At 72.3% G+C, this 22,545-nt stretch carries 22 protein-coding genes and 2 tRNA genes; 10 read left to right on the top strand and 14 right to left on the bottom strand.

Annotated features, from left to right (window positions below; all coding sequences use genetic code 11):
* Positions 1-15: 15 nt before the first annotated feature.
* Complete coding sequence (locus TR49_RS21655) at positions 16-648, bottom strand: TetR/AcrR family transcriptional regulator (protein ID WP_236653476.1); 633 nt, start codon at positions 646-648, stop codon at positions 16-18.
* A gap of 103 nt (positions 649-751) precedes the next feature.
* Between TR49_RS21655 and TR49_RS21650 the strand changes: the two genes are divergently transcribed.
* Together TR49_RS21650 and TR49_RS21645 are read left to right on the top strand one after the other, a co-directional pair.
* Positions 752-1,669, top strand: coding sequence for a glutaminase (locus TR49_RS21650; protein ID WP_268874104.1), 918 nt, complete (start codon positions 752-754; stop codon positions 1,667-1,669).
* 44 nt (positions 1,670-1,713) lie between these two features.
* Entirely contained in the window at positions 1,714-2,304 is a 591-nt protein-coding gene (locus TR49_RS21645) for a hypothetical protein (RefSeq protein ID WP_042383910.1), read from the top strand.
* 8 nt (positions 2,305-2,312) lie between these two features.
* Here the strand turns inward: TR49_RS21645 and TR49_RS21640 are convergent, their stop codons facing one another.
* Positions 2,313-4,067 (bottom strand): pyruvate dehydrogenase, encoded by a 1,755-nt coding sequence (locus tag TR49_RS21640; protein WP_042383908.1) that lies wholly within the window; start codon positions 4,065-4,067, stop codon positions 2,313-2,315.
* A gap of 144 nt (positions 4,068-4,211) precedes the next feature.
* On the opposite strand from TR49_RS21640, the gene TR49_RS21635 reads away from it, so the two are divergent.
* Complete coding sequence (locus TR49_RS21635) at positions 4,212-4,979, top strand: methyltransferase domain-containing protein (protein ID WP_042383906.1); 768 nt, start codon at positions 4,212-4,214, stop codon at positions 4,977-4,979.
* Positions 4,980-5,033: 54 nt separating this feature from the next.
* On the opposite strand, the gene TR49_RS21630 is transcribed toward TR49_RS21635, so the two are convergent.
* Positions 5,034-5,107 (bottom strand) — tRNA-Pro (locus TR49_RS21630).
* Between the two features lie 116 nt (positions 5,108-5,223).
* Positions 5,224-5,297, bottom strand: a tRNA-Pro gene (locus tag TR49_RS21625).
* A gap of 152 nt (positions 5,298-5,449) precedes the next feature.
* Here TR49_RS21625 and TR49_RS21620 point away from each other — a divergent pair.
* Entirely contained in the window at positions 5,450-6,460 is a 1,011-nt protein-coding gene (locus TR49_RS21620; RefSeq protein ID WP_052434510.1) for a LysR family transcriptional regulator, read from the top strand.
* A 12-nt stretch (positions 6,461-6,472) separates the two neighbouring features.
* Here the strand turns inward: TR49_RS21620 and TR49_RS21615 are convergent, their stop codons facing one another.
* Positions 6,473-7,432, bottom strand: a complete 960-nt coding sequence (locus TR49_RS21615) for a metallophosphoesterase (RefSeq protein ID WP_042383905.1) — start codon at positions 7,430-7,432, stop codon at positions 6,473-6,475.
* A 142-nt stretch (positions 7,433-7,574) separates the two neighbouring features.
* On the opposite strand from TR49_RS21615, the gene TR49_RS21610 reads away from it, so the two are divergent.
* Complete coding sequence (locus TR49_RS21610; protein WP_042383904.1) at positions 7,575-8,042, top strand: GatB/YqeY domain-containing protein; 468 nt, start codon at positions 7,575-7,577, stop codon at positions 8,040-8,042.
* Between the two features lie 78 nt (positions 8,043-8,120).
* Here the strand turns inward: TR49_RS21610 and TR49_RS21605 are convergent, their stop codons facing one another.
* The gene (locus TR49_RS21605) at positions 8,121-10,406 is read right to left on the bottom strand and encodes a transglycosylase domain-containing protein (RefSeq protein WP_042383902.1); all 2,286 of its coding nucleotides are present in this window, start codon (positions 10,404-10,406) and stop codon (positions 8,121-8,123) included.
* A gap of 387 nt (positions 10,407-10,793) precedes the next feature.
* Between TR49_RS21605 and TR49_RS21600 the strand changes: the two genes are divergently transcribed.
* Positions 10,794-11,111 carry a WhiB family transcriptional regulator gene (locus tag TR49_RS21600; RefSeq protein ID WP_042373630.1) on the top strand — a complete coding sequence of 106 codons (318 nt, stop codon included), beginning with the start codon at positions 10,794-10,796 and terminating at the stop codon, positions 11,109-11,111.
* Positions 11,112-11,250: 139 nt separating this feature from the next.
* Here TR49_RS21600 and bagB read toward each other — a convergent pair whose 3' ends face one another.
* Entirely contained in the window at positions 11,251-12,417 is a 1,167-nt protein-coding gene (gene bagB, locus TR49_RS21595) for an ATPase BagB (RefSeq protein ID WP_042383900.1), read from the bottom strand.
* Positions 12,414-13,448, bottom strand: a complete 1,035-nt coding sequence (gene bagA, locus TR49_RS21590; protein ID WP_042383898.1) for an ATPase BagA — start codon at positions 13,446-13,448, stop codon at positions 12,414-12,416. Before bagA ends, bagB begins: the two co-directional genes overlap by 4 nt.
* 94 nt (positions 13,449-13,542) lie before the next feature.
* Here bagA and sp36 point away from each other — a divergent pair, with 94 nt between their 5' ends.
* From sp36 to TR49_RS21575, 4 genes are all read left to right on the top strand, one after another.
* Complete coding sequence (sp36, locus tag TR49_RS43000; protein WP_143094391.1) at positions 13,543-13,701, top strand: Sp36 family protein; 159 nt, start codon at positions 13,543-13,545, stop codon at positions 13,699-13,701.
* A 2-nt stretch (positions 13,702-13,703) separates the two neighbouring features.
* Positions 13,704-14,168: a RidA family protein gene (locus tag TR49_RS21585; RefSeq protein ID WP_042383896.1), complete on the top strand. Its 465-nt coding sequence runs from the start codon at positions 13,704-13,706 to the stop codon at positions 14,166-14,168.
* A gap of 72 nt (positions 14,169-14,240) precedes the next feature.
* Entirely contained in the window at positions 14,241-15,104 is an 864-nt protein-coding gene (locus TR49_RS21580) for an NUDIX hydrolase (RefSeq protein ID WP_042383895.1), read from the top strand.
* A 53-nt stretch (positions 15,105-15,157) separates the two neighbouring features.
* On the top strand, positions 15,158-15,880 hold the full coding sequence (locus TR49_RS21575; protein WP_084725209.1) for an MBL fold metallo-hydrolase: 723 nt from the start codon (positions 15,158-15,160) through the stop codon (positions 15,878-15,880).
* Positions 15,881-16,013: 133 nt separating this feature from the next.
* Here TR49_RS21575 and TR49_RS21570 read toward each other — a convergent pair whose 3' ends face one another.
* The 6 genes from TR49_RS21570 to TR49_RS21545 all read right to left on the bottom strand — a co-directional run.
* Complete coding sequence (locus TR49_RS21570; protein WP_042373640.1) at positions 16,014-16,688, bottom strand: Crp/Fnr family transcriptional regulator; 675 nt, start codon at positions 16,686-16,688, stop codon at positions 16,014-16,016.
* A 165-nt stretch (positions 16,689-16,853) separates the two neighbouring features.
* Complete coding sequence (locus TR49_RS21565; protein ID WP_084725185.1) at positions 16,854-18,527, bottom strand: LCP family protein; 1,674 nt, start codon at positions 18,525-18,527, stop codon at positions 16,854-16,856.
* Positions 18,520-19,140: a DUF6542 domain-containing protein gene (locus tag TR49_RS40225; protein WP_052434509.1), complete on the bottom strand. Its 621-nt coding sequence runs from the start codon at positions 19,138-19,140 to the stop codon at positions 18,520-18,522. Before TR49_RS40225 ends, TR49_RS21565 begins: the two co-directional genes overlap by 8 nt.
* A 161-nt stretch (positions 19,141-19,301) precedes the next feature.
* The gene (locus tag TR49_RS21555; protein ID WP_084725183.1) at positions 19,302-19,952 is read right to left on the bottom strand and encodes an NUDIX domain-containing protein; all 651 of its coding nucleotides are present in this window, start codon (positions 19,950-19,952) and stop codon (positions 19,302-19,304) included.
* Positions 19,953-20,031: 79 nt separating this feature from the next.
* Positions 20,032-21,318, bottom strand: coding sequence for a hypothetical protein (locus tag TR49_RS21550; RefSeq protein WP_042383894.1), 1,287 nt, complete (start codon positions 21,316-21,318; stop codon positions 20,032-20,034).
* Positions 21,319-21,418: 100 nt separating this feature from the next.
* On the bottom strand, positions 21,419-22,545 hold a 1,127-nt coding region (locus TR49_RS21545; protein WP_052434508.1), incomplete at its 5' end, for an aminotransferase-like domain-containing protein.

Below are 22,545 nucleotides of genomic sequence, written 5' to 3'. Positions count from 1 at the left end.
GTATGCGTGTGCCGTTCAGCGGTTCCCGCGGACACCGAGCGCGGCCGCCAGCAGCGCGTGGACCTCGGCGGCGACGTCGTCGAGCGGCGTGATGCTCCGCTCCGCCTTGCACATCGCCACCGCGCCCTCGACCGAGGCGATGACCAGGCCCGCAAGCCGGCGCGCCCGCTCCGGCGCGAGCCCGTGCGCGGTGAGCAGCGCGGCCAGCGCCTCGCGCCAGTCGCCGAAGACGGCTGCGGCGGTGCGGGCCAGCTGCGGCGCGTCGTCGTTGGTCTCCACGGCGACGGCGACGACCGGGCAGCCGGCGCGGAACCCCCGCTCCAGCAGCCGTCCGCGCCACAGCGCGAAGAACGCGTCGACGGCCGCGAGCACGTCCTCGCGGGTCTCGGCCCGCTGTGCGGCGGCGTGGATCAGACCGCTGACGAAGCCGCCCGCGGCGGTCACCGCCTCGTCGATCAACTGGGCACGGCCGCCGGGGAAGTGGTGGTAGACGGAGCCGCGCGGCGCGCGGCTGTGGGCGAGCACCCGGTCGACGCTGGTGGCGCTGGCCCCGTGCTCCTCCAGCAACATGACCGCGCTGCGCAGCATGCGGTCCCGCGTCGTCCCGGTGCGCTGCGCCCCGGTCGGCCGGTTCGCGGACGCCGCCATCGGCAGACTCCTACTGACGAGTAACTATGTTCCACGCCATAGTACATACCCGGTGCCCCGGCGTCCCCGTGCCGTCGGCGAGAATGTGCGGGTGGACAACGCCGTGGACTACCGGGAACTGCTCGACGCCTGCATGGCGGCCGCCCTGCGGACCGCCGGGACGGGCCGGGTCGCCGACTACATCCCCGCCCTCGCCCGCGAGGACGGGGAGACCTTCGGCATGGCCCTCGCCACCGTCGAGGGCGAGGTCTTCGGCGTCGGGGACTGGGAACGCCCCTTCTCCATCCAGAGCATCTCCAAGCTGCTCACACTGATACTGACCCTCGCGGACGGCGGCGAGGCGGAGCTGTGGCAGCGCGTCGGCCGCGAGCCCTCCGGCAACCCGTTCAACTCCCTGATCCAGCTGGAGACCGAGCACGGCATCCCGCGCAACCCGTTCATCAACGCGGGTGCGATCGTCGTCACCGACCGCCTGCACAGCCTGACCGACGGCCACGCGGCGGACACGGTCGTCGACTTCCTGCGCGCGGAGTCCGGCAACGACTCCCTGCGGACCGACCCGGAGGTCGCCGCCTCCGAGGCCGAGCACGGCCACCGCAATGCCGCCCTCGCCCACTTCATCGCCAGCCACGGCAACCTGGTCAACGAGGTCGACACGGTCCTCGCCGAGTACTACGCGCACTGCGCGATCGCCGCCTCCTGCGGGGACCTCGCCCGGGCCGGCCTCGTGCTCGCCCGCCACGGCCTGCGCGCCGACGGCACCCGGCTGCTCACCCGCAGCGAGGCCAAGCGCATCAACGCCATCCTCCTCACCTGCGGCACCTACGACGCGGCCGGCGACTTCGCCTACCGCGTCGGCCTCCCCGGCAAGTCCGGGGTGGGCGGCGGCATCCTCGCCGTCCTCCCCGGCCGCGCCGCCGTCTGCGCCTGGGGCCCCGCCCTCGACCCGGCCGGCAACTCCGTCGCGGCCGTCGCCGCGCTCGACGCCCTCACCACACTCTCGGGCTGGTCGGTGTTCTGAGGGGCTGCCCCGCGTTGTCAGTGCCGCGAGGTAGCTTCCGAGCCATGGGCATCTATCTGGTGAGCGTCGCCGCGGACGAGTGGTTCGGCGAGGGTGAGGGCGGCCTCGGCGAGCTCGCCGCAGCCCTGAACGGCGAGCTGGCCCGACGCGGGCTGCCGCCGTACGACTCTGTGCCCGCGGAGGCGGAGTTCGTGCGCGGCTCAGGGCTGTCCTTCGAGGAGAAGCTGTCCACGCCGATGGACGGTTTCGTCGCCCTGTGTGACGAGCATCTGACACCCGAGCAGACCCGCACGCTGTCCGACTGGTCGGTCCTGGTTCCGTGCAGCCTGGAGCACTCCGTCGAGCTGCCGGTGCCCACCGCCTACACGGACGACGCGCTGGTGTCCGGCGCCCCGCAGGTGCTGGCGCTGGCGGAGCGCCTGGCGGCCGTGCTGGCTCTGCCGACGGACGCCATACCCGCGACGTCCGACAACCTCGAGCTGACGCTCTGGTTCGGGGACGGCCCGGCGCGTGAGCACGCTGCCGCGCACCCTGGCCCCTGGAGCGCGGACCTCGCAGCGGCCTTCCATGTCGCGCTCCACCTGCGTGCGGCGCAGCACTCACTGCGCCGCAACTGCCCGCTCACCTACTGCTGAACCGCCGGTCACGGCCGCGGGATGTTCCGCAGGTTGCTGCGCGCCAGGTCGATCATCTTGCCGACGCCGCCGTCCAGCACGGTCCGGCCTGCGGCCAGGGCGAAGCCCTTGAGCTGGGCGGCGGTGATGGTCGGCGGGAGGGAGAGGGCGTTCGGGTCGGTGACCACGTCGACCAGCGCCGGGCCGGGGACGGCCAAGGCCTCGGCGAGGGCCGCGCCGACCTCCGTCGGCCTGGTGACGCGCACGCCGTGGATGCCGCAGGCGCGGGCGATCGCGGCGTAGTCGACGTCGCCGTTGTCGATCTCGTACTCGGGGTAGCCGCTGACCATCATCTCCAGCTTGATCATTCCGAGCGCGCCGTTGTTGAACACCACGACCTTGACCGGAGCCCGCTTCGCGTACTTCCTCAGCGTCAGCAGCTCGCCCATCAGCATGCCGAGCCCGCCGTCGCCCGCCAGCGCCACGACCTGGCGATCCGGGTGAGCCAGCTGTGCGCCGATCGCGTGCGGCAGCGCGTTCGCCATCGAGCCGTGCAGAAAGGAGCCGATGACGCGGCGTCGTCCGTTCGGTGTGAGGTAGCGGGCGGCCCAGACGTTGTTCATGCCCGTGTCGACGGTGAAGATCGCGTCGTCCGAGGCCACGTCGTCGAGGATCGCGGCGACGTACTCGGGGTGGATCGGGGTGTGGTGCTCGATGTTCTTCGTGTAGGCGCCGACGACCCGTTCCAGCGCCGCGCCGTGCCGACGCAGCATCTCCTCCAGGAAGGACCGGTCCTGACGTGGCTTCACCAGCGGCTGCACGGCACGCAGCGTGGCCGCCACGTCGCCGTGGACGGCCAGGTCCAGCGGCGTGCGCCGCCCGAAGCGGGTCGGGTCGTGGTCGATCTGGACGGTGTGGCGGCCCGGCAGGAACGAGTCGTAGGGGAAGTCGGTGCCGAGCAGCAGCACCAGATCCGCCTCGTGCAGCGCGTCGTGGCAGGCGCCGTAGCCGAGCAGGCCGCTCATGCCCACGTCGTAGGGGTTGTCGAACTGGATCCACTCCTTGCCGCGCAGCGAGTGGCCGATCGGGGCCTGGATCGTCGCCGCCAGCCGCATCACCTCGGCATGCGCGCCGCGCACGCCCGCGCCCGCGAACAGCACGGGCTTGCTGGCCGCGTTGATCGCCTCGGCCAGCGCCTCCACCTGGGCCTGCGCCGGTACGGCGGTCGCCCGCTGGTCCGGCTGCAGGAACGCGCTCACGCCCGTCGGCCGCGCGACGGGCAGCGCCGCGACGTCGCCGGGGAACGCCACGACCGACACTCCGCCCGCCCCGAGGGCGTGCTGCACCGCCGTGCGCAGCACCCGCGGCAGCTGGCCGGGCGTGCTCACCATCTCGCAGTAGCCCGAGCAGTCCACGAAGACCCGCTCGGGATGCGTCTCCTGGAAGAAGTCCGTGCCGATCTGGGTGGAGGGGATGTGCGAGGCGAGGCCCAGCACCGGCACCCGGGAGCGGTGCGCGTCGTAGAGGCCCTGGATCAGGTGCGTGTTGCCCGGTCCGCAGGAGCCGGCGCAGACGGCGAGCCGACCGGTGGTCTCCGCCTCCGCCGCCGCGGCGAACGCCCCGGCCTCCTCGTTGCGGACGTGGATCCACTCGAGTGCACCCTCGCTGCGCCGGATGGCGTCGACGACGGGGTTCAGGCTGTCCCCGACCACCCCGTAGACGCGGCGCACGCCTGCCTGGCGCAGGACGGTGATCATCTGCTCGGCGACCGTGCGGTCGGCCATGGGCTCCGCTCCCTCCGCTGGGCTGGGCTGGCTGGGCTGGACTGGGCTCAGCCGTTCGTCCCCGCTCGATCCTGCCCCCTCCCCACCGGCCCCGGGCCGTATTTCGCGCGCGCGTGGCGCGCCGCCGGGGTCATACTCCCGATCATGGACCACTCCGCCCGCACCTTCGACGACCTCATCGGCGAGGCCGACTCCGTCTCCGTCGACGGCTGGGACTTCTCCTGGCTCGACGGCCGCGCGACCGAGGAACGGCCCCCGTGGGGATACCAGCACCTGCTCGGCGAGCGCCTCCGCGGCGTGCGGTCCGCGCTCGACGTCCAGACCGGCGGCGGCGAGGTCCTCGCCGGGGCCACCGACAGCTATCCGCCGACGATGGCGGCCACGGAGGCCTGGCCCCCGAACCGGGCCAAGGCCACCGACCTGCTCCACCCCCGCGGCGTCGTGGTCGTCGCCACCCCGGACGAGCGCACGTTCCCCTTCGCCGACGGCGCCTTCGACCTGGTCACCTCCCGCCATCCGGCCTCCACCCCGTGGGACGAGATCTCCCGTGTCCTGCGCCCGGGCGGCACCTACTTCGCCCAGCACGTCGGGCCGGCGACCTCCCTGGAGCTCACCGAGTACTTCCTCGGCCCCTGGCCCACCTCCGGTGAGGACCGCCATCCGGATGTGGAGACGGCCGAGGCCCGCGCCGTCGGCCTGGAGGTCGTCGACCTGCGCACCGCACGCCTGCGCATGGAGTTCTACGACATCGGCGCGGTCGTCTACTTCCTGCGCAAGGTCTTCTGGACCGTCCCGGACTTCTCCACCGGGAAGTGCCTCGACCGGCTTCGCGCCCTGGACGCCGAGATCCGCCGCGACGGCCTCTTCCTCGCCCACTCCACCCGCCACCTGATCGAGGCGCGGAAGGCGTGAAAAAGCCGGAGGCCCTGTCGACGTGGATCGACAGGGCCTCCGGCCTTTGCGAAGTCGGGGTGGCGGGATTTGAACCCACGGCCTCTTCGTCCCGAACGAAGCGCGCTACCAAGCTGCGCTACACCCCGGTGCAACGACACGAACTCTACCGGACCCGGCGGGCTGCTTCCGACGGGACGATGCGATGCCAAAGCAGTAGGGCGGGCTCCTTGACAGGAGCCCGCCCTACTCGCGGTTTCACCAGTCGGGGTGGCGGGATTTGAACCCACGGCCTCTTCGTCCCGAACGAAGCGCGCTACCAAGCTGCGCTACACCCCGGTGCAACGAGCATTACTGTAGCGGACCACCTGCCCAGGCACGAAATCCGATTCCGCAGGGTGCGACGTGGGCACCCTCGTTCAGCGGCTGTTCGTGAGACTGCCCGGTCCCTTCATGCCGTACCGGCATGACCGGGCTCCTAAGATGGACGCATGTCCGAGCTGCGCCGCCTGCGGTACTTCCTGGCCGTCGCCGAGGAACGGAACTTCACCCGTGCCGCCGAGCGCCTGCACATCGCGCAGCCTGCGCTGAGCCGGCAGGTGCGCGAGCTGGAGCGCGAGCTCGGCGTCGAGCTGCTCGTGCGCACGACGCACAAGGTCGAGCCGACCGAGGCCGGCCGGATGCTGCTGGAGCGCGGGCCCGCGCTCCTGGAGGCGGCGGACAGCCTCTGGCGCGGGGTCCGCGCCTTCGCGGACGGGCGGATGGGCAGCGTCAGCCTCGGCTACGGCATGAGCGCCGGGTACGAGACCGCGCCGCAGCTGCTGCTCGCGATGGGCGAGGAGGCCCCCGGCATCGAGGTCTCCGCGCGGGTGATGGCCTTCGCGGACATCATCGACTCCGTCGCCGCCGGAACCCTGGACGTCGGCCTGGTCCGCTCCGCGCAGCCCGAGGCGTTGCCGGACGACGTCGAGCTGACGCTGCTGCGCCGTGAGCGCCAGGGCATCGTGATCAGCAGCGAGCACCCGCTCGCCGCGGACGACGCCGAGTCGATCGACCCCGCCGCACTGGACGGTCTCAAGCTGCTGCTCCACCCGCGCACCCACAACCCCGGCCACTACGACGAGATCATGGAGATCTGCGCCCGGGCCGGCGCGCGCCCCGAGGTGCTCTACCGGGGCCTCGACTTCGACGCCTCCTACACCCCGGTCGCCTCCGGCGCGGCCGTCACGATGGTCGGCTACTCCGGCCGCATCGGCCTGCCGAGCGGGCTGCTCTGGCTCCCGGTGACGCCGGCCGCGTTCATCGAGGTCCATCTGGTCACGCGCCGCGAGAACCGCTCACCCGCGGTGGGACGGCTGCTGCGCGTCGCAGACGAGACCTCCCGTCAGCACAACTGGCTGACGGGCGCGTTGGAGGAGTCGGTCGCGGGCGTCAGGAACCGTAGGGCACTCGGTCTCGACGGCGTCGACATCGGCGCGATCGACGGGGCGTACGAGGTCTGACCCCCGCCGCTCTCAGGCCCGGGCCCGGGGGCGCAGCGTGAGCAGGGTCGCCTCCGGCGGGCAGGCGAAGCGGACCGGGGTGTAGCGGTTGGTGCCGCAGCCCGCGGAGACGTGCAGGAAGCTGCGGCGGCCGCCCGCCGCGTGCGTGGAGAGGCCCTTGACCCGCCCGCGGTCGATGTCGCAGTTGGTGACCAGCGCGCCGTAGAAGGGGACGCAGAGCTGTCCGCCGTGCGTGTGCCCGGCGAGGATCAGCGGGTAGTCGTCCGCGGTGAAGGCGTCCAGGACGCGTAGGTAGGGGGCGTGGACGACGCCGAAGGAGACGTCGGCGTCCGGGGAGGGGCCGCCCGCCACCGCCGCGTAGCGGTCACGGCGGATGTGCGGGTCGTCCAGACCCGTCAGCTCCAGCTCGACGTCGTTGACCTTGAGACCGCCGCGCCGGTTGGTGAGGTCGAGCCAGCCCGCCGCGTCGAAGCCGTCGCGCAGCTCCGTCCACGGGTTGTGGATCGCGCCCTTGATGCCGCGCCGCGCGGAGCCGTCGGCGTTGTTCATGCCGTGGTTGCCGCTGAGCATCGCGGTCAGGTAGCGGGTGGGGCTCTTGGGCTGCGGGCCGTAGTAGTCGTTGGAGCCGAAGACGTACGCGCCGGGGAAGTCGAGCAGCGGGCCGAGCGCGTCGAGCGTCTGCGGCACCGCCTCCGGGTCGGAGAGGTTGTCGCCGGTGTTGATCACCAGGTCCGGGCGGAGCGCCGCCAGGCCGCGCAGCCAGATCTGCTTCTTGCGCTGCCCGTTCACCATGTGGATGTCGGACACCTGCAGCACCCGCATGGGCTTCGCCCCCGGCGGCAGCACCGGGACCTCGATCCGTCGCAGCCGGAACGAGCGCACCTCGTACGCGGCGGCGTAGCCGACGCAGGCCGCGCCGACGGCGGCGGTGACTCCAAGGGCCTTCAGCGGAGCGGCGTATCGGGTGCGCATCCGTCCATGGTGGCAGACGCCCCGAGACGCCCGGTACGACGGGGCGGTCATCGGTCCCAACAGCGCGACCGCCGGGGACCGTGCTCGGCTCGTCGCACGTTAATCCGGGCGGCGGGCCGGGCCCAGGTGTCAGACTTGCCCCATGACCACCACGCTCAAGCAGCAGCTCCAGGAGGACCTCACCGCCGCGATCCGGGCCCGCGACGACCTCCGCTCCGGCACGATCCGGCTCACCCTCGCCGCCATCACCAAGGAGGAGGTGGCCGGCAAGACCGCGCGCGAGCTCAGCGACGAGGAGGTGCTGCAGGTCATCACCCGTGAGGCGAAGAAGCGGCGTGAGGCGGCGGAGGCCTTCGAGCAGGGCGGTCGCACGGACTCCGCCGCGCGCGAGCGCGCCGAGGGCGAGCTGCTCGCCGAATACCTGCCGAAGCAGCTGAGCGACGAGGAGCTCGCCGCGATCGTCGCCGCCGCGGTCTCCGAGGCCGCTGCGTCCGGCGCGGAGGGGCCTCGGGCGATGGGCGCGGTCATGAAGATCGTCAACCCGAAGGTCAAGGGCCTCGCCGAGGGCGGCCGCGTCGCCGCCGCCGTCAAGCAGGCGCTGAACGGCTAGCCGAAGCGCCACCGCACACGAACGCGTCAGGGGCGCGGGGCTCTCGCAGCCCCGCGCCCCTGACGCGTCGTCGTGCTCTCAGTGGCCGATGATCCCGCCCGGACCGCCGGCGCCGCCGCCACCCCCGGCTCCTCCGTTGTTGCCGCCGGCGATGCCGACGAAGCCGGTGGCGCCGAGGACCGTGTTGCCGGTGGCCCCGCCGTTCTTGCCGTGCTTCCCACCCTTGCCGGTGTTGCCGCCCTTCGCGCCCTTTCCGTCGTTGGACGGGTTCGGGGAGTCCGGCAGCGGAACCGTGGTGAAGTTGCTCTGCGGGACGCCGGCCAGCGCGTCGGTCATCGCCTGACGCCAGATCGGGCCGGCCAGCGTGCTACCGAAGGCCGTGTTGTAGGGGACCGCGCTGCCGCCGATCAGCTGGCCGTCGTCGAGCGGCTCCAGCTTCGCGGTGTCGGAGACGACGGTCGCCGCGGCGATCTCCGGGGTGTAGCCGATGAACCAGACGCTGGCGCTCTTGTCGGTGGTACCCGTCTTGCCGGCGCTGGGGCGGCCGTCCCGGAAGGCGTCCACCGCACCGGTACCGTCGTTGACCACGCCCGCCAGCATCGAGTTGATGGCGTCCGCCGTGCCCTGCTGCATCGCCTGCTGGCAGTTGGCCGTCGGCACCGCCAGCGTCCTGTGGTCCGCGGTGGTCACCGAGGTGATCGCGGTCGGGCTGCAGTACACGCCGCGGGCGGCGAAGGACGCGTACACCGCGGCCATCTGCAGCGGGGCGATGTCGTTGGTGCCCAGGGTCATCGACTGGACCACCTGGAGCGGGTCGAGCTGGCCGGGCGTCTTGTACTCCGACGCCTGGCTCTTGAGGCCCAGCTTGTTCGCCATGGTGGCGACGTTGCACAGGCCCGTGGCCTGCTCCAGGGAGACGAAGTAGGTGTTGACCGACAGCGCCATGGCCTTGGCCATGTTGTAGGGGCCGACCAGGCTGTGGCTGTCGTTGTGGTCGTTCGGGACCGGCGCGAGGGTGTTGCCGCTGCAGTCCGTCATCGACGGGTAGTCGGCGGAGTAGGGCGACGGGTAGGTGGTGCTCATGTTCAGACCCTGGTCCAGCGCCGCGGCGGCGGTGATGGGCTTGAACGTCGAACCGGTCTGGAAGCCGAAGCCGCCGCCCATCGTCGCGTCGACGTTGTAGTTGATCGTCGTGATGTCGGCCTGCGGCCCCACGCCGTACGGGCGGCTCTGGCCCATGGCGAGGATCTTGCCGGTGCCCGGCTGCACCATCGACATCGCGGCGGCCGCCTTGTCGCCCGCGTAGACGTGGGAGGTCACCGACCTGTTCAGCGCCGCCTGCGCCTTCGGGTCCAGCGTGGTGTGGATCTGCAGACCGCCCTGGTCCCACAGTGCCTGCCGGTCGGACTGCGTCTTGCCGAAGGCCGGGTCCTTGAGGATCACGTGCTCGACGTAGTCGCAGAAGAAGGCCTCACCGTTGTGGTTCGCGGTGATGCAGCCCTCCTGGGGCTTGTGCGGGTTCAGCCCCAGCGGCGTCGCCTCGGCGGCCTTGGCCTGCGCGGCGGTGATCGAGCCGTACTCGGCCATCTTCTCCAGGACGGTGTTGCGGCGCTTGAGCGCGACGTCCGGGTAGACGATCGGGTCGTAGTAGGTGGGCGACTGGACCATGCCGCCCAGCAGCGCCGCCTGCTGCACCTTCAGCTGGCTCGCGTGTACGCCGAAGTACCGCTCGGAGGCGGCCTCGACGCCGTAGGCCTGCTCGCCGAAGAAGGTGATGTTGAGGTAGTTGGTCAGGATCTGGTCCTTGGTCAGGGTCTCCTCGACCTTGATCGCGTACTTCAGTTCCTGGATCTTGCGGCCGACGGTCTGCCGCTGTGCCTCCAGCACCTTCGCCTGGTCGTTGCCCGCCTCCTCGACGAAGACGTTCTTGACGTACTGCTGGGTCAGCGTCGAGCCGCCCTGGGTGGCGCCGCCGCCGCCGTTGTTGGTCAGCGCGCGCAGCATGCCGCGCAGGTCGACGGCGCCGTGCTGGTAGAAGCGGTTGTCCTCGATGTCGACCAGCGCCTGGCGCATCGCGGGCGCGATCTGGCTCTCGCTGACGACGGTGCGGTCGCGCGAGTACACCTTGGCGATGACGTTGTTCTCGTCGTCGTAGATGTACGAGGCCTGGGACAGCGGCGGCTGGGTGAAGTCGGCCGGGAGGTTGTTGAAGTCGTTGACAGCCGACTTCGCCCCCAGCCCCAGCGCTCCCACGGCCGGCAGGGCCAGGCCGGCCACCAGGCCACCGGCCAGCACGCTCGCACCCAGAAGTCGGGCGCCGAGCGAGATCTGCCGGAGTGGGGTCACCTTGCGCTTCGCTGCCATGGGAGCACCTTACGCGGCGTTCCTCGGACAGCTGGCCAGGTGTTCGCCTACTCTTGTCACAAGCGTGCGACAACTTGCTGTGCGCCCTCTTGATTCACTCTTGTGGGTGATGAGAGATGACCGAATCGCGGGGGAATGCCTGGCATATGCCAGGCGGATGGGCGGGCGGTAACGCCAGAACGGGCACCCGAAGCCCGAAGCGGCCGACGACCTGCGATCACTCCAACGGGTGACCTCCCGGGCACGCATAGTCCAAATGGGCCATAAGGATTGGGCCCCAAGGGGCTGTTGCAACGCGCACTTCTTCCGTAACGTCCTCAACTGGCAACGGCATATTCGCCGTTGCCGCCGTGGGGGAGCCTCGATTCGGGAGAGGACGGCGCCAGCATGAGCTGGGTTGAGGACTGGAGTGCGCAGGCCGCCTGCCGCACCAGTGATCCGGACGAACTGTTCGTCCAGGGGGCGGCACAGAACCGCGCGAAGGCGGTGTGCACCGGATGCCCGGTGCGGACCGAGTGCTTGGCTGACGCTCTGGACAACCGTGTCGAGTTCGGTGTCTGGGGGGGCATGACCGAGCGGGAGCGCAGAGCGCTGCTGCGTCGGCGCCCGACGGTCGTCTCGTGGCGCCGCCTGCTGGAGACCGCGCGCAGCGAGTACGAGCAGGCTTACGCGGTCGTCGCCGTGGACTTCGCCGAAGCGGGCTGAGACCCGCAGTTGCACCACCCCAGGGGCGCGAGGAACTGCGCGACAAGGCACCCACGCAGGTAGAGCCCCTCACGCGCAGGGCCACCCGCACACCGGTGGTTGCTCGCGCAGTTCCTCGCGCCCCTGAGGTCGCGTCGGCTTACTCGCCTGCCAGCAGGGAACCGACCGCGCGGAGGCCGTCGAGGTCGTGGACGTCGCCGGCTAGGGCGGCGACCTCGGCGACGCGCACGTCCGGGTAGACGGACGCGAAGCGGTCGCGCATGCGGCGCTCCCTCGCGATGATCTGCATGCGCTCCGCATGCAGCCGCAGCAGTCCCGCGGCCAGCTGTTCCGCGTCCCCGGGCGGAGCCTCGTCCAGCGCCTCCGCCGCCGCCCGCGCGCGCTCCGCGCTGAGCTGGGGGGCGCCGGTGCCGTGCACGCGGTTGAGCACGAGGCCGGCCAGCGGCATGTGGTCGGCCTCCAGGCGGTCGACGAAGTACGCCGCCTCCCGGAGCGCGTCCCGCTCCGGCGCGGCCACGACGAGGAACGCCGTGCCCTTCGCCTGCAGCAGCGCGTACGTCCGGTCCGCGCGCTCGCGGAAGCCGCCGAACATGGAGTCCATGGCCGCCACGAACGTGGAGACGTCCTGGAGCACCGTCGCACCAAGGACCTTGCTGAGCACGCCGGTGAACATCGTCATGCCGACGTTCAGCATCTTCATCGCGCTGCGCCCGCCCACCTTCGCGGGAGCGGTCAGCACCTTGATCAGCCGCCCGTCCAGGAACGAGCCCAGGCGGTTCGGGGCGTCCAGGAAGTCCAGCGCGGAGCGGCTCGGCGGGGTGTCGACGACGATGAGGTCCCACGTCCCGGTGGCGTGGAGCTGGCCCAGCTTCTCCATCGCCATGTACTCCTGCGTGCCCGCGAAGCCGGAGGACAGGGACTGGTAGAAGGGGTTCTCCATGATCTGCCGGGCCCGTTCGGCGTCGGCGGCGGCCAGCACGACCTCGTCGAAGGTCCGCTTCATGTCCAGCATCATGGCCTGGAGTTCACCCGGCCCGGTGACGCCCTTGACGACGCGCGGGGTGTTGTCGAGCTCGGTGAGGCCCATCGACTGCGCCAGCCGCCGGGCCGGGTCGATCGTCAGCACCACGACCTTCCGGCCCCGTTCGGCCGCCCGCAGTCCCAGCGCCGCCGCCGTGGTGGTCTTGCCGACGCCGCCGCTGCCGCAGCAGACGATGATCCGGCTCCCCGGGTCGTCCAGCAGCGCGTCCACGTCCAGTTGACGGGTGGTCAACGGTTCCGGTGACGCTGTGCCCGTCGACGTCATGCCGCCCCCTGGGTCCGCAGTTCGGCGGCGAGCCGGTAGAGGCCGCCGAGGTCGACACCGCCCGACAACTTGGGCAGCTCGTAGGTGGGGAGCCGCAGCCCCTGGATGTCTGCTCGTTGGGCGCGCTCCAGTTCGACGCGCGCGGCGTGCTCGCGGCCCTCCGCGAGCAGCGGTCCGACGAGCTTGCGCACCGTCGGTCCGGGGCCGCCGCCGTTCGCGGCCGTGCGGCGTCCGCCCAGCCCGCCCTCCGTCAGCGCGAGGGCCAGTTCCTCCTCGTGGCCGTCCTCGGCCGCCAGCAGCGCCGCCTGGTCCAGCACCGGCGGACGGACCATGTTCACGAAGACCCCGCCCACCGGCAGGTTCGCCGCGTGCAGGTCGGACACGCCGTCCACGGTCTCCTGCACCGGCATCTCCTCCAGCAGCGTCACCAGGTGCACGGCCGTCTCCGGGGACTGGATCACCCGCATGACCGCCTGCGACTGGTTGTGGATCGGCCCGACCCTGGCCAGGCCCGCCACCTCGGTGTTGATGTTGAGGAACCGGGTCACCCGGCCCGTCGGCGGGGCGTCCATGACCACCGCGTCGTAGACGCGCCGTCCGTCCGGACGGCGGCGGCGGACGGCCTCGCAGGCCTTGCCCGTCAGCAGCACGTCCCGCAGACCGGGCGCGATGGTCGTGGCGAAGTCGATGAATCCGAGCTTGCGCAGCGCCTTGCCCGCGCGGCCCAGCTTGTAGAACATCTCCAAGTACTCGAGCAGCGCCTGCTCGATGTCGATGGCCAGCGCGTACACCTCGCCGTGGCCGCGGCCGGCGGCCACCTTGCGCTCCTCGTAGGGCAGCGCGGCGATGCCGAAGAGCTCCGCGATGCCCTGGCGCTCCTCGACCTCGATGAGCAGGGTCCGGCGGCCCTCCTTCGCCAGCGCCAGCGCGAGCGCCGCCGCGACCGTGGTCTTGCCGGTGCCTCCCTTGCCGGTGACGACGTGGAGGCGGACGCCCTCCCAGTCCGGACCTGCAGGTGGAGCTGCGGGCATGAGCCGTGCCTCCCTGGCGATCGCGTCACGTCAATGCTGCCGTCCGGTCGAGCGTAACCAATGGGCATCCGGTGGACGGGCTAGAGTCCGTGTCATGACCAAGTGGGAATACGTGACGGTGCCGCTGCTGGTGCACGCGACCAAGCAGATCCTGGACACCTGGGGCGAGGACGGCTGGGAGCTCGTCCAGGTCGTTCCGGGCCCGAACAACCCCGAGCAGCTGGTGGCGTACCTGAAGCGGGAGAAGCAGTAACCATGAGCAAGGTTGAGAGCCGCCTGGCCGAGCTGGGCCTGGAACTGCCCGAGGTCGTCCCCCCGCTGGCGGCCTACGTCCCCGCCGTGCAGACCGGCGACTTCGTCTACACCTCGGGTCAGCTCCCGATGGTGGCCGGCAAGCTCGCGCTGACCGGCAAGGTCGGCGCCGAGGTCACCGCCGAGGAGGCCAAGGAGCAGGCGAGGATCTGCGCGATCAACGCGCTGGCGGCCGTCAAGTCCGTCATCGGCGACCTGGACCGCATCGAGCGCGTCGTCAAGGTCGTCGGCTTCGTCGCCTCCGCCCCCGACTTCACCGGCCAGCCGGGCGTCGTCAACGGCGCGAGCGAGCTGCTGGGCGAGGTCCTGGGCGACGCGGGCGTGCACGCCCGCAGCGCGGTCGGCGTCGCGGTGCTGCCGCTGGACGCGCCGGTCGAGGTCGAGATCCAGGTCAGGGTCCGCGCGTAACGCTCGCCGCTGAGGCGCTCACCGCGTCAGGGTGCGGTGTGATTTTCGAAGCCTGCGCCGTACGATCCGGCCATGAGTGATCGACGGAATGATCGACTCCCGCCGAGCTGGGCGGACCGGATCGCGGCGCAGGCCCGCGGCGAGCTCACCCCCGTGCAGCCGCGCCGCGCGGCGACGGTGGTGCTGCTGCGGGCGCACGGCGAGGCCGTGGAGGCCTACCTGCTGCGCCGCCGCATCTCGATGGCGTTCGCGGGCGGCGCGTACGCCTACCCCGGCGGCGCGGTGGACCCGCGCGACAGCGCGCCGGGCCTCGGCTGGGCCGGTCCGGACGCGGCGGCGTGGGGCGAGCGGCTGGGCGTGCCCGCCGACGAGGCGCGCGCGATCGTCTGCGCGGCGGTCAGGGAGACCTTCGAGGAGTCCGGCGTCCTGCTGGCCGGCCCCGACGCGGCCTCCGTCGTCGCCGACGTCTCCGGCGAGGAGTGGCGCGCGGCGCGCGCCGCGCTGGAGGCCCACGAGCTCTCCTTCGGTGAGTTCCTCGCCTCGCGCGGCCTGGTGCTGCGCAGCGATCTGCTCGGCGCGTGGTCCCGCTGGATCACCCCCGAGTTCGAGGAACGCCGCTACGACACCTGGTTCTTCGTTGCGACCGTCCCCGAGGGCCAGCGCACGGCGGAGGTCCCCGGTGAGGCGGACCGCGTCGTGTGGATCTCCCCCGAGGAGGCCGCGGCGCACCACGCGGCGGGCGAGTTCTTCATGCTGCCGCCGACCATCACCACCCTGCGCGAGCTCACCCCCTTCACCACACCGGACGCGGCGCTGGCCGCGGCGAAGGCCCGCTCGATCGACCCGATCCTGGCCCAGGCCCGCATCGAGGACGACGGCGCGATCGTGGTCAGCTGGCCCGGCCACCCGGGACTGGCCCTGCGGGGGCAGCTGTGAGCACCGTCGTGACGGAGCGGGCGACGCTGGTCCTGGCGCCGAACCCGTCCCCGATGACGCTCGAGGGCACCAACACCTGGATCCTCGCCGAGCCCGGCTCGTCCGAGGCCGTCGTCATCGACCCCGGCCCCCTGCACGAGGGCCACCTGGCCGCGGTCCTGGCCGCGGTGGAGTCCCAGGGCCGACGCGTCGCGGCGACGCTGCTGACGCACGGGCATGCGGACCACGCGGAGGGCGCGGCGCGGTTCGCTGCGCTGAGCGGCAGCGGGGTCCGCGCGCTGGACCCGGGCCTGCGGCTGGGCTCCGAGGGCGTGGCCGACGGGGACGTCCTGCAGATCGGCGGCCTGGAGCTCCGCGTCGTCGGGACGCCGGGCCACACCTCGGACTCCCTCTGCTTCACGCTTCCCGCGGAGGGCTCGCTGCTCACCGGGGACACGGTCCTCGGCCGCGGCACGACGGTGGTGGCCCACCCCGACGGCCGCCTCGGCGACTACCTCGACTCCCTCACCCGCCTCCGCGCGCTCGCGGAGACGCGCGAGGCCCGCACGATCCTTCCCGGCCACGGCCCCGTCCTGGAGGACGCCCTCGGCGCGGTCGAGTACTACCTCGCCCACCGCGAGTCCCGCCTGGCGCAGGTCGCCGCGGCGGTCGAGGCGGGGCACACGACCCCGTCGGAGGTCGTCGCCCACGTCTACGCGGACGTGGACCGTTCCCTGTGGCCTGCGGCGGAGTGGTCCGTGCGGGCGCAGCTGGAGTACCTGAGAGAAAAGAAGTAGGGGCAACACCTCAGGGGCGCGAGGAACTGCGCGACAAGCCACCGATGGGCGGATGGTCCTCATCGATCAGGGCCATCCGCACAGGTTGGTTTCTCGCGCGGTTCCTCGCGCCCCTGGACAGTGCAGCTGAACGTCAGCGCGAGCGGCGGGCGAGGCGTTCGACGTCGAGGAGGATGACGGCGCGAGCCTCGAGGCGGAGCCAGCCGCGCTGGGCGAAGTCGGCGAGGGCCTTGTTGACCGTCTCGCGGGACGCGCCCACCAGCTGGGCCAGCTCCTCCTGGGTGAGGTCGTGCACCACGTGGATGCCCTCGTCGGAGGGGACGCCGAACCGGCGGGACAGGTCCAGCAGGGCCTTGGCGACACGACCGGGGACGTCGGAGAAGACCAGGTCCGACATGACGTCGTTGGTGCGGCGCAGGCGGCGCGCGATCGCGCGCAGCAGAGCGATGGCCACCTCGGGGCGGGTCGCCAGCCACGGCTGCAGGTCGCCGTGGCCGAGGCCGAGCAGCTTGACCTCGGTCAGCGCCGAGGCGGTCGCGGTGCGCGGGCCCGGGTCGAAGAGCGACAGCTCGCCGATCATCTCGCTCGGCCCCACCACCGCGAGCATGTTCTCGCGGCCGTCGGCCGACGCCCGGTGCAGCTTCAGCTTGCCCTCGACGATGACGTAGAGCCGGTCCCCGGGGTCGCCCTCGTGGAACAGCGACTCGCCGCGGCTCAGCGTCGTCTCCGTCATGGAGGCACGCAGCTCGGCGGCCTGCTCGTCGTCCAGTGCGGTGAAGAGCGGTGCCCGCCGCAGAACGTCGTCCACTCGGTCCTCCTAGTCGGCCGTGCAGGCTTGAGGTTCGGTCCCCATCATGCCCGACCGGGAAACAGTGCGATCAATCACAACAAGTGTGTCTTACGTGTTTCCCGTTCTCCTAGCCGGGTGCCGGTCCTGAGACGGAATCGTCCACCAACCGGGACCGAACGCGGATCAATCCACGCAGGGGATGCCCCGGCCCATCTCCACCGACGCGCCCTGGAAGGGGATGCTCGACACCGCGTCGCCCGACGTGGAGCCCCCGGTGCCACTCCCGGAGCCGCCGCCGGCGGCCGTGTTCGCGCGCGCCGCGCCCACCGCGTCCGTGCCGAGCAGCACCTCGACGTGGCCCGCGGTCAGACCCGTGGACGCGGCGGGGGTGGCCGGGACGCCGAGCTTCGCCGCGATCTGCCTGGCCGCCTGGGCCGCGCTCGCGCCGGAGCCGTAGCGGATGACGGTGCGGGCGTGGGAGGGGGCGTTGCCGGTGCGTCCGGCCGTCCAGCCGGCGTCGACGAGGTCCTTCTGCTTCTGCGCGGCCAGGCCGGTGATGCCGGAGGCGTTCAGCACGTCCACCGTTGCGGGGGCGACGGGTCCGGCCGGCTGCGGTGCGGTGTCGGGGGCGGCGGGGGAGGAGCCGGCGGGGGCCGCCGCGCTCGGGTGCGGGTCGACGGAGGTGAGGCGGTGCATGATCCGCTGGATCTGCTGCTCGTCGACCAGGTTGACCGATTCGCCGTTGCGGGTGGCGAAGCCCTGGATCGGCAGGGTGTTGAAGACGACGTTCCCGCCGGTCAGGTTGGGCACCTGCTGGGCGAAGTCGAGGATGTTCCACTGCGAGTCCAGCACGACGTCCTTCTTCACCACGCCGAGCAGGCCCTGCATCTTGCCGAGGTCGTCGAAGAGGCCCTCCTGCTTCAGCTTGTACATCACCGAGGAGATGAAGGCCTGCTGACGGTGGGTCCGGTCGAGGTCGCCGTTGGTGAGGTTGTGGCGCTGGCGGACGAAGGAGAGGGCCTGGGCGGCGTCCAGGGTGTTGTAGCCGGCGTGGAAGTCGGCGCCGGAACCCTGGCCGGCCATGGCCGGATCCTTGGTGGCGTGCTTGAGGCAGACGGTGACCGGCTGGACGACCTTGGCGATGTCGTAGAAGCCGAGCAGGTTGACCTCGGCGAAGTGGTCGATGCGGACGCCCAGGAACTGCTGGACCGTGGCCAGGGTCGCCTCACGCCCGGCTTCGCGGCTCTGCTGTTCCAGCGCGGCGCCGGTCAGGCCCTGGGCCTTCAGCCTCGGCTCGATCGCGGCCTTGGCCAGGCCGTAGGCCTCCTTGACCTTGTGGTGGCCCTGGGAGCTGCCGTCGCCGTTGAGCGTCTCGACGTAGTCGTCGCGCGGGATCGAGAAGGCCTGCACCTTGCCGCCGTTCGCGGGGATGTGCAGCAGGATCAGCGTGTTGGTGTTGTAGCCGCCGATGTCGCTGGAGCCCGCGTGCAGGTCCTGCTCGACGAACTGCTTGGGCAGGTCGTTGCCGTTCATGTCCTTGCGGCTGTCCAGCCCGATCAGCAGCAGGTTGATGGAGTTGTCGAGCTTGGGCGGCGCGTGACGCTGGGTCACACCGAGCGCGTCGGAGGTGTTCAGACCGTCCGCCAGCGAGTGGTAGGTGATCCAGGAGACGCCGCTGCCGAGCAGCACCACCGCCGAGGCGGTGGCCAGGGCCGCCCGACCGGCCTTGACGAGCGGTGTCGCGGGGCGGCGTCCGACCGCGCGGTCGCCGGGGCGGTGTTCCGGCCGGTGTTCGGGGCGGACCGGGCGTCGGCCCGGAGGGCGCCCGTGCGGGCGGTCCTGGGGGCGCTCAGCCATGGTGGCTCCTTCGCGGGACAGGTACCTGGGCGGCGCGCCCGGCCGCGCGGCCGGCGAGGTGACGGGTCAGCACGCGCCGCAGCGCGGGCGCCGCGAAGGCCGCGAGCAGGGCGAAGAGCATGGCCGGGAACACCTCGACCGCGCACTTCAGCACGCCGGTGCCGAACTTGTCGCCGGCGAAGTCCGAACGGTGCAGCAGCACCTGGTCGAGGAAGGCCACGGCGGCGATCACCAGCGGCGGGCTCGGCAGGACCCACCACAGGCCGCGGCGGGTGACCAGCAGCGCCGCCCAGGCGGAGGCCAGCACCGAGCAGACCAGGAAGAACCGGCTGCCCAGCTGCGCGCCCGACACCTCGTCGACCAGCGCGCCGAGGACGGGCAGCCCCAGCAGCACCCAGCTCGCCTGCGGCCGGGCGAGCCGGCCGCCGCGTCCGGAGCCGCCGCGCTCCGGCACGGGCCGGTCACCGGGGGAGTACGACTGCCCGTGCGCCTGCCCGTGGCCGTGGCCGTCGGCCCGGCCGTCGCTCCGGCCCTGGAGCCCGCGCTGGTTCGGCGGCTGGGCGGTGCGCTCCGGCGACCTCGCCGCCTGGCGCTGCGTCGACTGCCCAGTCATGCCTCTCCTCTCACGCGGTCCTACCGCACTGCTCCCCGTCCCTCGCGCGCCTCTCGTCCGGCGGCAAAGCCCATAAACCCACTAGATCGGGCTTACCAGGTGTAACAGACGCACAGGGGACATTCACGGTTCCGCACGGCAAGCCGTCCCACGGCGGGGCGTCACGCGCCGGGCGTGCGCTCCCCAGTGCGTGCGCGTCCCTCGCGTGACTCCACGGCCAGGGCAACGAGCTCCGCCCACCACCGGTCACGGCCATGGGCGAGCAACTCCTGGGCCTCGTGGGCCGGGAGGACGCGAACCTCGACGACCGCCTCGCCGTCCTCGGGGTTGGTCGGGTCGGAGTCGACGACCACCTCGCCCCAGCCCCACAGCCAGGCCTTCTCCGGATGCGGCTGCCACGGGCGGTAGGGCACGGGGTTGTCGGTGACGCAGCGGTGGGCGCCGATCCACACCGGGGCGGCGAGCAGACGGGCGCCCGCCTCCTCGCGCAACTCCCGGGCGAGGCACTCGTCGACGCTCTCGTCCTGCTCGCGGGTGCCGCCGGGCAGGAACCAGTGGTCGCGTTCGTCGCGGCAGAGCACGACGCCGTGGGCGTCCGCTCCCTCGCCGCCGCCCGGGAGCGGCGCGAAGCCGATCAGGTGCACGTTGGTGACGAGCCGGTCCTCGGGCAGCAGGACGGAGAACTGGGCGTCGTAGCCGCCCCAGGCCCAGAACTGCGGTGCGTGCAGGCGCGGGAACCGCTGTGCCAGGGCCTCCGGACCGGCGGGGTCCGGAGCTGCCGAACCGTCAGAACGGGCAGTCGTCGATGTCATTGATCGAGACTAGCGGCTCCGCTGGCCCGTTCGGGGGAGCGCATGCGGTGCACCGGTTTGACGCACCGCTGCGGAAACGTCACTGCGGGTGCGTCGCAGGGAGGGCCGTCCACGACGCCGCGCGGGTGCCCTCCGCCGAGCGGCGGGGCCGGGGAAGCGCGGGCGTGTGCAGGGTGCTCGTCTCGGCGAGGCGCTGCCTGCGCGGCCGTCCGCCCCGCCGCTTCCTGCCGGGTGCGGGCCAGAGCAGCACGTAACAGGTCGACAGGACCACGAAACCGAGGCGGACCAGGCCCCGCGCCCGGTCGTCCGGGATGAACAGCGTCCCGCCGTAGAGCGCCAGCAGCGCGATCCAGCTCCACCAGGGCACCAGGCGTCGCTGGCCCACCGCGTCCCACAGCAGCGTGCCGAGCAGGACCGAGGCGCTGTAGTAGGTGTAGGTGCTCGGGTCGAGCAGGATCCGCGCGTTCGCGCCGAGCAGGATCACCGCCGGCCAGCGGCCGCGCCACACGGCGAGCGCGCCGAGCGCGCCACCGAGCGCGAACTGGGCCGGCCGGTCCCACGGCGGGGTGCCCGGGGTGGTCACGCCGAGCCAGCGCAGCGAGGACGCGGGCTGGTTGGGGATCGCGAACTTCGCCGCCGAGACGGAGCCCAGGTTGCCGAGGTAGAAGGGCAGCCAGGCCCCGGCGACCAGACCGCAGAAGAGCAGGAACGGCCCGCGTCGGGTGCCGCGCGGCAGCGCCAGCAGCAGCACCGCGAAGGGGACCGCCGTCGGCTTGGCGTCGACGGCCAGCGCCAGCCAGACGGCCACCGCCCAACTGCCGCCCCGTGCCAGCGAGTGCACCGCCACGGTGGTGAAGAACAGCGCCAGCACGTCGTCGAGGTGCGCGAAGCGGACCGAGACCTCGATCCACATCGGGATGAAGGCCAGCCCCGCGACGAGAATGCGCTGTTGCAGGCGACGGTGGTTGGTGCCGGTGCCCAGGTAGTGGAGGGCGGCCGTGCGGCCGACCAGGGTCAGCATCACCAACCCGAGCACGGACATCGCCGCCTCGGCGAGCAGCTGTCCGGTCGCGGGGGTGAACGGCTGGAACAGCCGGGCCGCGGCGAGGCTGACCGGTCCGATCTGCAGTTCGGGGTGCGTCGCGTAGAGCGAGAGCCCGCCGCCGGGGCGGCCGCCGAAGAGCAACTGCTCACCCTGGCGCAGGTAGTGCCAGGACACGCCGCCGTTCGGGACGACCAGCACGAACCAGAGCGCGGTCCACGCGACGAGGAGCAGGTGGTGTCTGCGCACCGGCAACCACCGCACGATGCGTCCGGTATCCGCCCGGTAGTCGGAGAGCGTCGTCTCCTCGCCGGCTCGGCTCACGTTCGTCCTTTTCGCCCGATTCGCCCGTTACCCTCCGGGGGCGCGGGTCATCTTAGGCGTTGAATGAAAGAACGATGAATGAGCAACCAGGTTCGTGCTCTTACCGAGGTCGGCCGCCCGTCTCCTCCCGTAGCAGCCGGGCGAGCTCGGTCACGGCCGCCGGGAAGCCTCCGTCCCCCGGGGTCCCGTAGCCGAGGACGAGGCCGGCGCGGTGCGGGGCCGACCGGTCGTGCCAGTGGTCGCCGAGCGTCCCGAAGGCCAGGCTGCGCGCGGCCGCCTGACGCAGCAGGTGGGACTCCGCGGGCGCGCCCCCGGGAAGGCCCAGCAGCACGTGCTGACCGGCCGCGACGCCCTCCAGGGGGTAGCCCTCCAGAGCGGAGAGCAGCAGGTCCCGGCGGCGACGGTAGCGCGAGCGGCTCGCGCGCACATGGCGGTCGTACGCGTGGGAGGTGATGAACTCCGCCAGCGTCAGCTGCCCCAGGGCCTCCGACTGGAAGTCGGTCAGGCGCTTGGCCCGCATGACCGGCTCGACCAGCCGGCCCGGCAGCACCATCCAGGCCAGGCGGACGCCCGGGGCGAGGGTCTTCGACGCCGTCCCGACGTAGACGACGCAGTCCGGGGCCGTGCCCTGGAGCGCACCGACGGGCTGGCGGTCGTACCGGAACTCGCCGTCGTAGTCGTCCTCGACGACCACCGTGGCGGCCGCCCGGGCCCAGGAGACCAGCGCGCGGCGCCGGTCCGGATGGAGGGTGACGCCGGTCGGGTACTGGTGCGCGGGGGTGACGACCGCCGCGGCGACGCCGGAGGACGGCAGGGCGGCGGGTTCCGCACCGCGGGGGTCCACCGGAAGCGGGACCACGTCCCGGCCCGCGAAGCGGACGGCCTCGCGGTGGAAGGGCAGCCCCGGGTCCTCCAGGGCGAAGGCGCCCTCCGGCAGGACCCGGGCGAGCAGGGTGAGGGCCTGGACGTAGCCGGCGGTGACGACGATGCGGCCGGGCGCGGCGTCCACGCCGCGAGCGCGGCCCAGGTAGTCGGCGAGCGCGGCCCGCAGCTCCGGACGGCCCCGGCTGTCGCCATAGGCGAAGGCGGCGGACGGGGCCTCGCCGAGTGCGCGGCGGGAGGCGCGGAGCCAGGCCGAGACCGGGAAGGAGCCGACGTCGGGGGTGCCGGGCCGCAGATCGTGCCGCGGCGGTCGTGGCGCGCCGCGGGTCGCCCGCCCCCCCGGGC

The organism is Streptacidiphilus melanogenes, from assembly GCF_000787835.1.
GTDB lineage: Bacteria > Actinomycetota > Actinomycetes > Streptomycetales > Streptomycetaceae > Streptacidiphilus > Streptacidiphilus melanogenes.
The sequence above is the reverse complement of the archived record's forward strand: the minus strand, read 5'-3'. Positions and strand labels throughout refer to the sequence as shown.

Coding starts and splice junctions, on each gene's coding strand:
- TR49_RS21655 (WP_236653476.1), bottom strand. CDS start 648: ATGGCGGCGTCCGCGAACCGGCCGACCGGGGCGCAGCGCACCGGGACG.
- TR49_RS21645 (WP_042383910.1), top strand. CDS start 1,714: ATGGGCATCTATCTGGTGAGCGTCGCCGCGGACGAGTGGTTCGGCGAG.
- TR49_RS21640 (WP_042383908.1), bottom strand. CDS start 4,067: ATGGCCGACCGCACGGTCGCCGAGCAGATGATCACCGTCCTGCGCCAG.
- TR49_RS21635 (WP_042383906.1), top strand. CDS start 4,212: ATGGACCACTCCGCCCGCACCTTCGACGACCTCATCGGCGAGGCCGAC.
- TR49_RS21620 (WP_052434510.1), top strand. CDS start 5,450: ATGTCCGAGCTGCGCCGCCTGCGGTACTTCCTGGCCGTCGCCGAGGAA.
- TR49_RS21615 (WP_042383905.1), bottom strand. CDS start 7,432: ATGCGCACCCGATACGCCGCTCCGCTGAAGGCCCTTGGAGTCACCGCC.
- TR49_RS21610 (WP_042383904.1), top strand. CDS start 7,575: ATGACCACCACGCTCAAGCAGCAGCTCCAGGAGGACCTCACCGCCGCG.
- TR49_RS21605 (WP_042383902.1), bottom strand. CDS start 10,406: ATGGCAGCGAAGCGCAAGGTGACCCCACTCCGGCAGATCTCGCTCGGC.
- TR49_RS21600 (WP_042373630.1), top strand. CDS start 10,794: ATGAGCTGGGTTGAGGACTGGAGTGCGCAGGCCGCCTGCCGCACCAGT.
- bagB (WP_042383900.1), bottom strand. CDS start 12,417: ATGACGTCGACGGGCACAGCGTCACCGGAACCGTTGACCACCCGTCAA.
- bagA (WP_042383898.1), bottom strand. CDS start 13,448: ATGCCCGCAGCTCCACCTGCAGGTCCGGACTGGGAGGGCGTCCGCCTC.
- sp36 (WP_143094391.1), top strand. CDS start 13,543: ATGACCAAGTGGGAATACGTGACGGTGCCGCTGCTGGTGCACGCGACC.
- TR49_RS21585 (WP_042383896.1), top strand. CDS start 13,704: ATGAGCAAGGTTGAGAGCCGCCTGGCCGAGCTGGGCCTGGAACTGCCC.
- TR49_RS21580 (WP_042383895.1), top strand. CDS start 14,241: ATGAGTGATCGACGGAATGATCGACTCCCGCCGAGCTGGGCGGACCGG.
- TR49_RS21575 (WP_084725209.1), top strand. CDS start 15,158: ATGACGCTCGAGGGCACCAACACCTGGATCCTCGCCGAGCCCGGCTCG.
- TR49_RS21565 (WP_084725185.1), bottom strand. CDS start 18,527: ATGGCTGAGCGCCCCCAGGACCGCCCGCACGGGCGCCCTCCGGGCCGA.
- TR49_RS40225 (WP_052434509.1), bottom strand. CDS start 19,140: ATGACTGGGCAGTCGACGCAGCGCCAGGCGGCGAGGTCGCCGGAGCGC.
- TR49_RS21555 (WP_084725183.1), bottom strand. CDS start 19,952: ATGACATCGACGACTGCCCGTTCTGACGGTTCGGCAGCTCCGGACCCC.